At 67.1% G+C, this 13,716-nt stretch carries 11 protein-coding genes and 1 pseudogene; 4 read left to right on the top strand and 8 right to left on the bottom strand.

The window, feature by feature from the left end; translation table 11 throughout:
• Positions 1 to 218: 218 nt before the first annotated feature.
• The 4 genes from ACN2C7_RS15130 to ACN2C7_RS15115 all read left to right on the top strand — a co-directional run bounded on the left by ACN2C7_RS15130 (position 219) and on the right by ACN2C7_RS15115 (position 6,009).
• A complete protein-coding gene (locus tag ACN2C7_RS15130) occupies positions 219 to 1,169 on the top strand; it encodes an acetamidase/formamidase family protein (RefSeq protein ID WP_419317875.1) in 951 nt (316 codons plus the stop codon).
• 140 nt (positions 1,170 to 1,309) lie between these two features.
• Positions 1,310 to 3,175, top strand: a complete 1,866-nt coding sequence (locus ACN2C7_RS15125) for a calcium-binding protein (RefSeq protein ID WP_419317873.1) — start codon at positions 1,310 to 1,312, stop codon at positions 3,173 to 3,175.
• A 200-nt stretch (positions 3,176 to 3,375) separates the two neighbouring features.
• On the top strand, positions 3,376 to 5,190 hold the full coding sequence (locus ACN2C7_RS15120; RefSeq protein WP_419317871.1) for a calcium-binding protein: 1,815 nt from the start codon (positions 3,376 to 3,378) through the stop codon (positions 5,188 to 5,190).
• A 144-nt stretch (positions 5,191 to 5,334) separates the two neighbouring features.
• Positions 5,335 to 6,009 (top strand): YceI family protein, encoded by a 675-nt coding sequence (locus ACN2C7_RS15115; RefSeq protein ID WP_419317869.1) that lies wholly within the window; start codon positions 5,335 to 5,337, stop codon positions 6,007 to 6,009.
• On the opposite strand, the gene ACN2C7_RS15110 is transcribed toward ACN2C7_RS15115, so the two are convergent.
• The 8 genes and pseudogenes from ACN2C7_RS15110 to ACN2C7_RS15075 all read right to left on the bottom strand — a co-directional run bounded on the left by ACN2C7_RS15110 (position 5,975) and on the right by ACN2C7_RS15075 (position 13,679).
• On the bottom strand, positions 5,975 to 6,685 hold the full coding sequence (locus tag ACN2C7_RS15110; protein ID WP_419317867.1) for a TetR/AcrR family transcriptional regulator: 711 nt from the start codon (positions 6,683 to 6,685) through the stop codon (positions 5,975 to 5,977). The genes ACN2C7_RS15115 and ACN2C7_RS15110 overlap by 35 nt on opposite strands.
• Positions 6,682 to 7,869 (bottom strand): urate hydroxylase PuuD, encoded by a 1,188-nt coding sequence (locus ACN2C7_RS15105; protein WP_419317865.1) that lies wholly within the window; start codon positions 7,867 to 7,869, stop codon positions 6,682 to 6,684. The genes ACN2C7_RS15110 and ACN2C7_RS15105 overlap by 4 nt, the downstream gene beginning before the upstream one ends.
• Positions 7,869 to 8,393 carry a 2-oxo-4-hydroxy-4-carboxy-5-ureidoimidazoline decarboxylase gene (gene uraD, locus ACN2C7_RS15100; RefSeq protein ID WP_419317863.1) on the bottom strand — a complete coding sequence of 175 codons (525 nt, stop codon included), beginning with the start codon at positions 8,391 to 8,393 and terminating at the stop codon, positions 7,869 to 7,871. The genes ACN2C7_RS15105 and uraD overlap by 1 nt, the downstream gene beginning before the upstream one ends.
• Before the next feature lie 204 nt (positions 8,394 to 8,597).
• Positions 8,598 to 9,506, bottom strand: coding sequence for an allantoinase PuuE (gene puuE / locus ACN2C7_RS15095; protein ID WP_419317861.1), 909 nt, complete (start codon positions 9,504 to 9,506; stop codon positions 8,598 to 8,600).
• A 136-nt stretch (positions 9,507 to 9,642) separates the two neighbouring features.
• Positions 9,643 to 10,866, bottom strand: coding sequence for a pyridoxal-phosphate-dependent aminotransferase family protein (locus ACN2C7_RS15090; RefSeq protein ID WP_419317859.1), 1,224 nt, complete (start codon positions 10,864 to 10,866; stop codon positions 9,643 to 9,645).
• 107 nt (positions 10,867 to 10,973) lie between these two features.
• Positions 10,974 to 12,236, bottom strand: a pseudogene (locus tag ACN2C7_RS15085) (allantoate amidohydrolase); the annotation flags it as partial.
• Between the two features lie 178 nt (positions 12,237 to 12,414).
• A complete protein-coding gene (locus tag ACN2C7_RS15080) occupies positions 12,415 to 13,128 on the bottom strand; it encodes an anti-sigma factor (protein WP_419317858.1) in 714 nt (237 codons plus the stop codon).
• Positions 13,125 to 13,679, bottom strand: coding sequence for a sigma-70 family RNA polymerase sigma factor (locus ACN2C7_RS15075; protein ID WP_419317856.1), 555 nt, complete (start codon positions 13,677 to 13,679; stop codon positions 13,125 to 13,127). Before ACN2C7_RS15075 ends, ACN2C7_RS15080 begins: the two co-directional genes overlap by 4 nt.
• Between the last annotated feature and the right edge of the window lie 37 nt (positions 13,680 to 13,716).

Genomic DNA, 13,716 nt, shown 5'->3' with positions numbered 1-13,716 from the left:
AAGTAAGAAAATTCTTCATATACCGGCGTCGTGGGGCCGCGCTAGTGCGGCGGCGCCTGGGCGGCCCGGCGCGCGGGGGCGCACGTCTGGGAGACAGTCTGCGCGCCAAACGCCCGCTGCAAGGGCGCCTTGCGGCAATCGACCGGGGCGAGGCCGCGCGGGCCTTGGGTCTGGCGCCGGATCGGCGTCGAGATGGCCGCTTGTAAGAGAAGGCTTACTTGATGCGCCACCACCTCGCCTCGACCCCCGACACCATCCGCTTTGGCATGTTCGACGCGGCGTTCAATCCTGTGCTGACCATCGCCTCGGGCGACAGCGTCACGTTCGAGTGCGTCTCGGGCGGGGTCGAGGTTATGCCGGGCCCGGACAGCGGCCTGACGATCCCGCCGGCCCTGCGGGCGATCCACGACAGCAAGCCGGAGCGGATCGGCCCCCACATCCTGACCGGCCCGGTGGCCATCGCCGGGGCCGAGCCGGGCGACACGCTGGAGGTGCGGATCGAGGCGGTCGAGCCCAACAACGACTGGGGCTATTGCGCCGTGCGCCCCCTGGCCGGGACGCTGCCGGAGGACTTTCCCGAGCGCTATGTCAGCCACATCGCCGTCGATCGCGCGGCGGGGACCTGCAAGCCCGACTGGGGCCCGACCCTGCCGCTCAGACCCTTCTTCGGCACCATGGGCGTCGCGCCGCCGGCGAAATACGGCCGCCTCTCCAGCCGCGAACCGCGCGAGCACGGCGGCAACATGGACAACAAGGAGCTGGGCGCCGGCGCGACCCTATATCTGCCGGTCTGGGTTCCGGGCGCCAATTTCTCGGTCGGCGACGGCCACGGACGGCAGGGCGACGGCGAGGTCTGCGTCAACGCGCTGGAGATGGGCCTGACCGGGACCTTCACCTTCGTCCTGCACAAGGCGGCTGATCTGGGCGTGGCCACATGGCCCCGCGCCGAGACCCAGACCCACTACATCGTCATGGGCTTCAACGAGGATCTCGACCTGGCCATGAAGCAGGCCCTGCGCGGCATGATCGATTTCATCACCGCCCGCTCTGCCCTGACGCGGGTGCAGGCCTATCAGTTCTGCTCCCTGGCCGTGGACTTCCGGGTGACCCAGACGGTCAATGGCGAAAAGGGCGTGCACGGAATGTTGGAGAAGGGTGTTCTGTTCTAGCCGCGCCTTGGCGCCCTTGTGGCGACGGCGGACGCCGCCTCATCGCCTTCCACAGTCAAGTTTAGGTCTGGCGCTATTCGACCAGTGCACTAAACCTTCCCCGACACTCTCTAAGGGCGAGTACGGGCAGGCTTATGTTTTTGTACGGCGGCGAGACCAACGATTCCCTGGCGGGCGGCGACGGCGGCGACAGCATTTTTGGCTATGGCGGCCGTGACACCCTGTTTGGCGGACAGGGAGATGACACCCTGATCGGCGGCGAGGGCGACGACTATCTTCACGGGAACCAGGGTCTCGATTCGCTGGACGGCGGAGCCGGCGCGGACACCCTTCTTGGCGGTCAGAGCGATGACACCATCATCGCCGGCGAGGGCAACGACTACCTGCACGGGAACCTCGGCGTCGATAGCCTTCTGGGCGGCGGCGGCAGGGACACGATCCTGGGCGGTCAGGGCGACGACACCATCGCCGCCGGCGATGACGCCGACCTCGTCTATGGAGATCTGGGGGGCGACCAGGTTTCGGGCGGGGATGGTAATGACACCCTGTTTGGAGGCGCCGGCTTTGACCAAATCCAAGGTGGGGTGGGTGACGATAGCCTGAGCGGCGGGGCTGATGCCGACATGATGTGGGGTGGCAATGGCGCCGACACACTGATCGGCGGCGAGGGCGGGGACACGCTGTCCGGAGAGCTCGGCGACGACGTCCTGATCGGCGACGATGGCGTTGACCTGCTGCTCGGTCGGGAAGGCAATGACTTCAGTTCCGGCGGAGCCGGCAAGGATCTGATTCAGAGCGCCGCCGGCAATGACACCCTGATCGGGGGCGCCGATGACGATTCACTCTATGGCGAAGCCGGCGATGACTACCTGGCAGGCGGCGCTGGAGACGACATCATCGATGGCGGCGAAGGCTTCGACTTCATCAGCTTCCTGAACGATGGCGTGGAGAGCGGCGCCGGCGTGGCCCTGTCGGTGCAGTGGCAGAACACGATCAATCCTCGCGGCCTCGACAACCTGTACTCGATCGAGGGTGTCGAGGGATCCAACTACAACGACTCCTTCGAGGGAAGCAGCGGCGCCAACATCATCAGGGGCCTTGCCGGAGACGACCAGATCTGGGGCTTTGGCGGCGCCGACACGCTGGAGGGCGGCGACGGCAACGACTATCTCAGCACCTACAAGGTTGTAGGCGTGCTGACCGCGCCGTCGGAGGCCATCCTGCTGGGCGGCGCCGGCAATGACCGTCACGAAATGGGTAGTGGGTATAACCGCGCCGATGGCGGCGCCGGCAATGACAGCTTCTTGATTGGAAATCTCGCCGGAAGCAATTCCGTCAATGGCGGGGAGGGCTCGGACGGGCTCGTGTTCTATTACCGCGGCGGCGTAGGGCTGGAGTTTGACCAAGGCGTCACGGTCGATCTCTCGAACAGCGCAACCCAGTCGATCGCGGCGGGCGTCTGGTTGACGATCTCCTCGGTGGAGAACGTGGGCGGCTCGGCGGCGGCGGACCGCCTGACGGGCAATTCGGGCGACAACAATCTCGACGGCGGGGATGGCGATGACGTCATCAGCGGCGGCGCGGGCGACGATATGTTGTCGGGTCGAGGCGGCGCCGACACGCTTACGGGTGGGACGGGCAAGGACTCCTTCTACGGCGGCGCGGGTTCCGACACGTTCATATTCCAGGCGGGAGACAGCGCCACAACCGCCGGCGCCGTCGACGTGATCTCGGACTTTTCCTTCGACGATCGGATCAAGTTCGCCGACAGCCCATCGGCCACATGGAGCAACCTGGCCTCCCTGGGACACACCGGCTGGGACGCCGTCGCCGAAGCGGCGCTCGGCCGGCTCTTCGGCGGAGATGGGGTGCGCTATGTCTTCGCCAGGCTGGGAAGTGAGTCCTACCTCTTCGCGGATATCGGGGCCGAGGGCACGGGGTATGACATCGTCATCCAGCTCGACGGCTTCAACCAGGTCGCCCCGAGCCTGATCATCGGATTTTGATCGCCATCAATCAGTCGAAGTCAATGTTCGTATCCAGAATGTATCATTATGGATCAATTCTGAGGATACTCTCAAAATCAAAGTAAATCCGGCCGACATTTACCCTTAATATTCCCCTTCCAAGTGAAACCGATTCTGATGGCGTCTGCCTCTGACTAAACCTTGCCGCGTGCCCGTTTGGGGCGAGTGGGGATGGGCAGATGTTGTTGAACGGTAGCGAAAAGGCCGACACCCTGACGGGCGGCGCCGATGCGGATACGCTTTACGGCTTTGGCGGCAACGACAAGCTGACCGGCGGCGCGGGCGACGACGTCCTGGCCGGCATGGCGGGCAATGACACGCTGCTGGGCGGCGACGGCGAGGACTACATCCTCGGCGGCGCGGGTTCCGACACCATCGACGGCGGCGCGGGCGCCGACTGGGCCGCCTATGAGGACGCGACCTCGGGCGTGAAGGTCGACCTGACCCTGACCGCCTCGCAGAACACCCTGGGCGGTGGCAGCGACAAGCTGGTCTCGATCGAGAACCTTTATGGCTCGGCCTTCAACGACACCCTGATCGGCAACGCCGGCGTCAACTACCTCGCCGGCGGCGACGGCAATGACAGCCTGTCGGGCGGCAAGGGCGAGGACAATCTGTTCGGCGGCGCGGGCGCGGATACGCTGCTGGGCGGCCAGAACGACGACTACATGCAGGGCGGGGCGGGCAACGACCTGATCGACGGCGGCGAGGGCGTGGACTGGTCGGCTTACGACGATGCGACGGCCGGCGTGACGGTGAACCTCACCCTGACGGCGGCCCAGAACACGGGCGGCGGCGGCGTCGACAAGCTGGTCGGCGTCGAGAACGTCTATGGCTCGGCGTTCAACGATGTGCTGACGGGCGATGCGGGCGTCAACGTCCTGGCCGGCGGCGCGGGTGATGACAGCCTGGTCGGCGGGGCGGGTGATGATCACCTGCATGGCGGCTGGGGCGCGGACACCATCGACGGCGGCGAAGGCTTCGACGTCATCACCCTGGATGGCGGCGAGGGGGTCTTCATCGACCTGTCGATCACCCAGCAGAGCGGTGGCAACAATGGACGCGACACGCTCATTTCCATCGAGGGCGTCATCGGTAGCGCCGACAAGGATTACATCGGCGGCAACACGGCCGAGAACTACATCGCGGGCGGCGCGGGCAACGATTATCTGGTCGCGGTCGGTGGCGGTGACGTGCTGGACGGCGGCGATGACGACGATCTGCTGAAGGCCAGCACCCAGGGGGCTGGCGACCATCTTTCCGGCGGCGCCGGCGCCGACACCTTCTTCACCATGTGGGGCGCGGTGACGCTGGATGGCGGCGACGGCGCCGATCTGTTCCATGTTCTGCGCGCGCCCGGCATGATCGGGACGACGGTCGTCAATGGCGGCGCCGGGATCGATACGTTGAACCTGGCCAGCGGCTACACGCCGATCGGCGGGGCCGTGGTCGATCTCTCGATCATCGGTCCTCAGGATATCGGCGCCGGACAGGTTCTGGATATCAGCGGTGTCGAGAACCTGGTCGGCGGCCCCGGCAATGACCTTCTAAAAGGTGACGCCGGCGCCAACCTACTCGAGGGCCGTGAGGGGGCTGACACCCTGATAGGCGGCCAAGGCCGCGACCAACTGTTCGGCGACACGGGAATCGACACCTTCGTGTTCGCCAACGGCGACTCCAGGGCCATCGACACGACCGGCGCTGGCGTCGACGTCATCACTGACTTCTCTGTCTATGATGAGCTGAGATTCTCCGACGCCCCGGCGGGCTTCAGCTATGTCGAGAGCAGTGCGGGCAGCTTCGCCTCCGCCCTGGCCACGGTGAATTCCATGCTGACCTATCCCAGCACGTTCCACGAATACATCGCCTTCCAGGTCGGCGCGGACGTCTATGTGTTCAGCGGCCACGCCGACCCGAGCGGCGCGGGGCTCGAGAACGTGATCCTGCTGGCGGGCGTCAGTCTCGACGCCATCAGCTACGACAGCTTCCTGTAGTGAGGGTTTGCGCCGGATCGTCCTCGACGGTCCGGCGCACCTTGTTTGCGGATCGGAGTCTGCCGGCGGCTGTTTCGAACGTTCTTGGCTTAACGACCGATAAAAACCGCGCGATCCTCGCATCGCGCCGCCAAGGGAAACGCCATGAAGAAGATCCTCGTCGTCACGGTCTTTCTGGCCCTTGCCGCCTGCTCACCCAAGCCGGCCGCCGAGAAGGCGCCGCCGCCTGCCGCCGCCAAGCCGGCGCCGGTGAATGTGCCGGCCGGCGCCTATACGCTCGACAAGAGCCACTCGACGGTGGTGTTCAAGGTCAGCCATCTGGGCTTTTCGAACTACACCGCCAGCTTTGCCGCGTTTGACGCCAGGCTGACCTTCGATCCGGCCAAGCCGGAGCTAACCACGCTGGAGGCGACGATCGATCCGCGCTCCCTGACGCTGCCGGCGCCGCCGGCGGGGTTCAAGGATGAGCTGGTCGGGCCGCAATGGCTGGACGCGGCGCAGTATCCGGCCATCACCTTCAAGTCGACCAAGGTCGAGGTCATCGGCGCCAACACGGCCAGGGTCACCGGCGACTTCAGCCTGCATGGCGTGACCAAGCCGGTGGTGCTGGATGTGACCTTCAACGGCGGCTATGCCGGCCACCCGATGGACCCGCAGGCCCGGGCCGGCTTCTCGGCCACCGGGACCTTCAAGCGTTCGGACTTCGGGATCGCCTATGGCGTGCCCGCGCCCGGCACGACCATGGGCGTCGGCGACGAGGTGGCGGTGGCTATCGAAACGGAATTCAGCGGCCCGCCGCTGGCCCAGAAGCCCGCCTAGACCCCGCCGTCAGATAGCCTTCGAGCAGGGCCAGGGCGTGGGTCAGCCGCGCCTTGCGCCACTCGGCGGTGGTCATGTCGGTGTCCAGGGTGGCTGACAGCGAATAGCCGTTGGCCAGGTGGAACCGGCTCATCGCCGCGATGGTCACATAGATCTGCACCGGGTCCAGATCCGGGCCGAACAGGCCCTGCGTCTGGCCGCTGTCGATCAGGCGCTCGATGGTTCGGCGCAGCGGAAAGGCGGTCTCGGTGACGACGCGCGACTGGGCCGCGAACTTGCCGTGCATCAGGTTTTCGTTGCGCAGCAGGCCCTCGAACTTCGGGTGCTTCTCGAAATAGTCGAAGGTGAAGCGCTGCAGCTCCAGAAAGCCGTCCAGCGGCTTGTCGAAATCGATCTTCAGCTCGGCCTCGCGGGCCCGCAGGTCCACATAGGCGGCCTCCAGAACGGCCAGGTACAGGCCCTTCTTGTCGCCGAAATAGTGGTAGAGCATGCGGATATTGCACTTGGCCGCCTTGACGATCCGCTCGATGCGGGCCCCGGCGAACCCGGCCTGAGAGAACTCCTTCAGGGCCGCGGCCATGATCGCCTTGCGGGTGCGTTCGGCGTCGCGCTTCCTCGGCGGCGGGCCGCCGTCCGCGTCGGGGACCGGGGCTTCCAGAACGGTGGCGTCGGTCACGGGATCTTGGCCCCCTGCTGGATCCAGGCGCCCAGCTGGGCGCGGTCGTCGTCGGTCATGCCGGTCTCGTTGCCCAGCGGCATGCTGCTGGTGGCTACCGCACGTTCGTGAATTTTCGACGCATATTTCTGGATGTGTTCAGGCGTGTCGAAGGTCGCGCCCAGAGGCGGGGCGGGGAAGCCCTTGTGGGTTGGCGCGGCGGCGTGACAGGTCGTGCAGTGCTTCTGGACAATGGCCTCGGCGGTCGCGAACGGCACGGGCGACATCGCAGCGGCATCGGCCTTTGGCTTGCCGCTGGCGATCACGCTGACGGCGAAGATCAGCATGGCTCCGTAGAACAGGAACTCGTGCCGGATCTGGCCCGAGTGCTTGAGGATAAAGAAGTAGCGGATCGACACCCCGCCGGCGCCGATCAGGGCCAGCAGCAGCCAGGCCAGCGGATGGCCCGTGACCACCGGATAGTGGTTGCTGATCATGATGAAGATGACCGGCAGGGTCATATGGGTGTTGTGCACCGAGCGCTGCTTGCCCATCGCCCCCAGGCGCGGATCGACCGGGCGGCCGGCCAGCATCTCGGCGACGATCCTGCGCTGATTGGGGATGATGATCAGGAACACGTTGCCTACCATGCAGGTGCCGATGATCGCGCCCACATGGATGAAGGCGCCCCGGTCGGTGAAGATCTGGGTGAGGGCCCAGGTCGCCGCGGTCAGGCTCAGGAACCACACGATCCCGAACAGGCGTGGGCGGGCGCCCAGCGGCGAGCGGCACAGGGCCTCATAGACCAGCAGACCGCCGAAGATGAAGGCCAGGCCCGTGGCGATCGCGCCGCCCTGGCTGAAGGCGTGTTTGGCGGTGTCGATCAGATAGATCGGCGCGCCCACGTAATAGAGCACGATCAGCAAAGCAAAGCCCGACAGCCAGGTGGTGTAGGCCTCCCATTTGAACCAGTGCAGGTGCTCGGGCATGTGCGGCGGGGCGGTCATGTACTTTTGCGAGTGATAGAACCCGCCGCCGTGCACGGCCCACAGTTCGCCCTTCACGCCGTCCTTGGGCGGGACGGGATCGCGCAGATTGTTGTCCAGCCAGACGAAATAGAACGACGCGCCGATCCAGGCGATGCCGGTGATCACATGCAGCCAGCGCAGGACCAGGCTGCCCCAGGTGGCGAAATCATAGTCCATCAGGCGCTCACCGCGTCGGTCAGGCGGAGCCGGGAGATGTGGCCGATCTGGCTGATCGCCTCGGCGACTTCCTGGGTCTCATCGTTGGAAAGTCGGGCCTGCATCGCCGCCAGGATCGAGGTCTTGTCGTTCAGGCGCACGGCGATGATGAACGGGAAGCCGAAGCGGGCGGCATAGGCGGCGTTGAGCTGGTGGAAGCGCTCGAACTCTTCCGCTGTCAGCCTGTCGAGGCCGGCGCTGGCCTGCTCGGCATTGCTCTCGGCGGTCAGGGCCTTGGCGATGGCGGCCTTGCCGGCCAGTTCGGGGTGGGCGCGGATCAGGGCCAGCTTGTCGGCGGTGGTCGAGGCGTCCAGCACCCGCATCATCGCCGCGTGCAGGCCCTCGACGGTGTCGAACGGCCGCTCGGCCCAGGCGCGCTGCACCACCCAGGGGGAGAGCTCGAACGCAAAGCCCAGGGCGGTGGTGAAGCCGGTCTGGTTCATGCTGTTGAGGATTTTCAGCGACAGGGGCGGGGCCGAGCTCATGCATTAGCTCCCGCAGGACCGACAATAATCGCTGTCATCCCGGACAAGCCCGGCAAAGCCGGGCGCAGATCCGGGACCGCTGGAAGCGCCGAGCTCAGGCGTCGGTCCCGGATCTTCGCGCTACGCGCTCGTCCGGGATGACAACCGCTTTTGATCTTATGCGATGGCCGTGGGGATGACGGGGAAATATGGGGCGCGCTCATGTCACGCTTCCCCATACGGATGTGTCTCGATCCAGTGTCGCGCGATGTCGATGCGCCGGGCCACCCAGACCTTGTCGTGGCTCATCACGTGCTCGAGGAAGCGCCTGAGGCCCAAGATGCGGCCGGGCTTGCCGACCACGCGGCAGTGCAGGCCGATGCTCATCATCTTCGGCGCGGTCTCTCCCTCGGCATAGAGGGCGTCGAAGGCGTCGCGCAGATAGGTGAAGAAGTGCTCGCCGGTGTTGAAGCCCTGGGCCGCCGTGAAGCGCATGTCGTTGGCGTCCAGCGTGTAGGGCACGATCAGCTGCGGGCGGCCGTGCTGGTCGTCATAATAGGGCAGGTCGTCGGCATAGCTGTCGGCGTCATAGACAAAGCCGCCGTCCTGGGCGATCAGCCGGGCGGTGTTGGGGCTGGTGCGGCCCTGATACCAGCCCAGCGGCCGCTCGCCGGTCAGGCGGGTCTGGATCTCGATGGCCTTGCCGATGTGCTCCAGTTCCTGGTCGGGCGTGAAGTGCTGGTAGTCGATCCAGCGATAGCCGTGGCTGGCGATTTCCCAGCCGGACTGCATCATCGCCTCGACGGCCTCGGGGTGGCGCTCCATGGCTTGGGCGACGCCGAACACGGTCAGCGGCAGGCCCAGCTCGTCGAACAGCCGACGGATGCGCCAGAACCCGGAGCGCGAGCCGTATTCGTAGAGGCTCTCCATCGACATGTTGCGCATGCCGGGGATCGGCTGGGCGCCGACCATTTCCGACAGGAAGAACTCGGAGGCGGGGTCGCCATGCAGGATCGAGCGCTCGGCGCCTTCCTCGTAGTTGAGGACGAACTGCACCGCGATGCGCGCGCCGTTGGGCCAGGCGGCGTGGGGCGGGGTGGCGCCGTAGCCGATGAGGTCGCGGGGGTAGGTCATCGTGATTTCATCTGCCCCCTACGGGGGCGGACGACCGCGCAGCGGTCAGGTGGGGGCGAGTGGTCGCCACGACTGGCCCCCTCCGCGCCTGCGGCGCTCCTCCCCCGTAGGGGGAAGATGAAACTTGCCGTGTCCATCACGAAAACACCTTCGCCGCCGCATCCACGCCAGCCCCCGGCGTCGCCGAGAGGCCTTCCCACCGCAGCACCGCCTCCAGCGCGGCCAGCGTGGTCAGCACCGCATGCTTGCGCGCATTGACCCCCATCGCCCCGATCCGCCAGATCTTGCCGGTGAGCGGCCCGAACGCCGTACCGATCTCGATCTCGAACTCGGTGCGCATGCGCATCCGAACCCGGTCGCCGTCGACGCCGTCGGGGATCCAGATGCCGGTGACGTTGGTCATCTTGTGGGCCGGGTCGCCATAGACTTGCAGACCCATCGCCTCGACCCCGGCGACGACGGCCGCGCCGGCCGAAGCGTGGCGGGCGAAGCGGGCGTCCAGGCCTTCCTCCAGCGCCACGCGGGCGCATTCGCGGGCGGCGTACAGCATGCTGGCCGCCTCGGTGTGGTGGTTCAGGCGCTTGTCGGACCAGTAGTCCATGATCATCGCCAGGTCGAAATAGTTGGAGGCGATGCGGCGACCGGCGCCCGAGACCGCGCCCGCCGTGGCGATGCCGCGCTCCACATGCTTGCGGCCGGCGATGTGCTCGGCGGCGCGGTCGCTGATTGTGATCGGGGCCGAGCCGGAGGGACCGCCCAGGCACTTCTGCAGGCCGGCGGTGACGATGTCGGCCTGCCACTGGTCGACCGGGCAGGGCATGCCGGCCAGGGTGGCGGTGGCGTCGACATAGAGCAGGGCGTCGTGGCGGCGGCAGATCTCGCCGATGGCCTCGATCGGCTGGGCCATGGTGGTGGAGGTGTCGCCGTGCACGCAGGCGACCATGCGGGGCTTGACCCGAGCGACGGCGTCCTCGACCGCTTGGGGGTCTATCACCTTGCCCCACTCGCCCTCGACCAGGGTGACCTTGGCGTCGCAGCGCTCGGCGATCTCCGACAGCAGCAGCCCGAAGCGGCCGGCATTGACCACCACCACGTCGTCGCCCGGCGCCAGCACCGAGACCAGGGCCGCCTCGATCCCGGCGCGCGAGGTGCCGTCGATCAGGAAGGTCCAGCGGTTCTGGGTCTGAAAGACCTGGCGGTACAGGGCCATGGTCTCGTTCATGTAGCCGGTGAACTCCGGATCGAACTGGCCCAGCAGCTGCACCGACATGGCGCGCAGCACGCGGGGGTGCACGTTGATCGGGCCGGGGCCCATCAGCAGGCGGGGCGGGTGGTCGAGTTCGCCGAAGGTGGTGGTCATCTTGTCACTCAAGAATTGTCATCCCGGCCGAAGCGGAGCGGAGAGCCGGGACCGCCGGAAGCGCCGAGCTCAGGCGTCGGTCCCGGATCTTCGCGCTGCGCGCTCGTCCGGGATGACAGGAGAAATTGATCGGAGAGCCTGTCCACGAACCCCAGCATCGCCCGCGCCGCCAGGGCGCAATCGGCCTGCGTGACCGACTCGGCCGGGTTGTGGCTGATGCCGCCTTCGCAGCGGATGAACAGCATGGCGGTCGGGCAGAGGTCGGCCATCACCATGGCGTCGTGGCCGGCGCCGCTGGGCAGGCGGCGGGGCGGCAGGCCCAGGTCGCCGACGGCCTGTTCCAGCAGGGCGGTTAGGCCCGGGTCACAGGGGCTTTCGGAAAGCGCCTGCAGCAGGGTGACGGACGCCGTCAGACCCCGCCGCCCGGCGATGGCGTGGATCTCGGCGGTGACGGCCTCGACGGCCGCGTCGCGCGTGGTTGAGGTCTCGGCGCGGATGTCCATCGAGAACTCGACCGCGCCGGGGATGACGTTGAAGGCGCCGGGCAGGGCGGTCATGCGGCCGACGGTGCCAACCAGATTGTCGGTTCCGGCCTGGCAGATCCGCTCCAGGGCCAGCAGGCATTCGGCGGCGGCGGGCCCGGGGTCCTTGCGCAGATGCATGGGCGTGGTGCCGGCGTGACCGGCCATGCCGGTGATCCGCACCATCAGGCGCTTCTGGGCGGCGATGGCGGTGACGACGCCGAGGGCGAGGCCTTCGGCTTCGAGCACCGGGCCCTGTTCGATGTGGGCTTCCAGAAAGGCGATGGCGTCGGACGGCTTGCGGGCGGCGTCGGTGATCCGGGCCGGATCGAGCCCGAAGGTCGCGAACGCATCGGCCAGGGTCACGCCCTCGGCGTCGGTCATGCCCAGCACGGCCGACGGATCCAGCGTCCCGGCGATGGCGCGGCTGCAGCTCATCGAGGCGGCAAAACGCGAGCCTTCCTCGTCGCCAAACGCGATGATCTCGATGGCGAAGGGCAGGCGGCGGCAGGCGTCGCGCAAGGCCTCGACCACGTCGATGCCCAGCATAATCCCCAGTGGGCCATCATAGCGTCCGCCGTTGCGGACGCTGTCGATGTGCGAGCCGATCAGCAGGGCCGGGGCGCCCGGCGTTTGCCCCTCATAGCGGCCGACCAGGCTGCCGGCGGCGTCGCGACGGACGCTCATGCCGGCTGAAGTCATCCACAGGCTCAGCGTGTCGAGGGCCGCGTCGTGGGCGGGGGTCAGGAAGCGCCGCGTCAGCTGGCCCTCGACCTCGCTATAGGGCGACACGCCCAGCAGGTCGCAACGAGCCTTGGCCCTCGCGCCGATGTCGAACTCCCGCGTCACCCCGTCTCGGCTCCGATCCACAGCCAGGCTTGCCGTGGCGTCCTTGGTAGCGCAGCTTGTCCTCAGCCGCGCGGCCCAAGGCGGGCAGGGATCTCGATCACCCGCCGATGCCTCGACAGGCGCCAGACCTTGCGGCCGGCGCCTGCGAATAAGTCATAAACTACTTACTTAGCGCGAGCTACGCCTTCACGAACTTGCCGATCGCGCGGACCGAACCGGTGGCCACGCCGGTCGGGGCGCCGCCGGGGGGCTCGTCGGTGATGGCCAGGGTGGCGGTATAGGTTCCGCCGCCGCGCAGGCCGGCCGGCAGGGCGATCTGGATCGGCGTGTTCTTCGGGATCATGCCCAGCGAGATGGCCTTCTGGCCCTCGGGGATGATCCACAGTTCGGGCTCGCGCCCCTCGGGCATCTCCATCGCCACCGGCGTCAGGATCAGCTTGTCAGTGGCATGGTCGAGGGTGGCGACTAGGGCCGGCTTGTTCGAGGCCGGGTCATTGATCAGCGTCACCTCGGCGGCGGCCGGTGTCGGCGCGATAGCGGGAACGGGCGGCGCGCGAGGCGTCATCACCAGGGTCGCGACGCTGGCGGCGGCCAGGGCGATGGCGCCCACCGACACGCCACGCCAGACGCGGGTATTGTTCCACAGCGACGGCTTGGTCGCCTCGCCGATCAGGTTGGCGATCCGCGGCCACAAGCCGGCCGACGGCTCGACGCCCTTGATGTCGGTAGCCAGAGGGGTGAGGTGGTTCTCCCACCACTGCACGGCGCGGGCGAAACTCGGTTCGGCGGCGATGCGGGCCTGGGCCTGGGCGCGTTCGGTCGCATCGAGGACGCCGAGCACATATTCGCCGGCCAGGGGACGTTCGTCTTCGGGCGTGCTGAGGTCGGTCATGCTTCGAGACACGCGCGGAGGCTGATCAGGCTGCGCCGGATCCAGCTTTTCATGGTGCCCAGCGGCACGCCGATCATCTGGGCCAGGGCGTCGTAGGTGACGCCCTCGAAGAAGGCCGTGCGCACGGCGCCGGCGTGTTTGGGATCCAGTTGGTCCAGGCAGCCGTTGAGGCGCAGTCGGTCCTCGTCAGTCTCGACAACGGTCGAGGCCAGGGGCGCCGCGTCGGGAATGGCTTCGGCTTCTTCGACGCCCGCCATCACGCGGCCACCGCGCGCGCGCAGCTTGTCGATCGAGCGGTTGCGGGCCATCGACACCAGCCAGGTGATCGGGCTGGCCTTTTCGGGATCAAAGCGATCAGCCTTGTTCCAGACCGAGAGATACACATCCTGAAGCACGTCTTCCGCCTCCTCGCGGTCATTCAAGATACGGAGGCAGACGCCAAACAGTTTCGCGGACGTGTGGCGATACACGTATTTCAGGGCGTCGGAGTCGCGGTTGGCTACTCGGGCGATCGCGCGCGAAAGCAGGGCGCGACTGGAATCGGCATCCATTAGGTGAGGCAGCTCCGGGACATTCTTACCCATAACG

The sequence above is a fragment of the Caulobacter sp. ErkDOM-E genome, from assembly GCF_048541895.1.
Taxonomy (GTDB): Bacteria; Pseudomonadota; Alphaproteobacteria; order Caulobacterales; family Caulobacteraceae; genus Caulobacter.
This window is presented reverse-complemented; position numbering and strand designations above follow the sequence as displayed.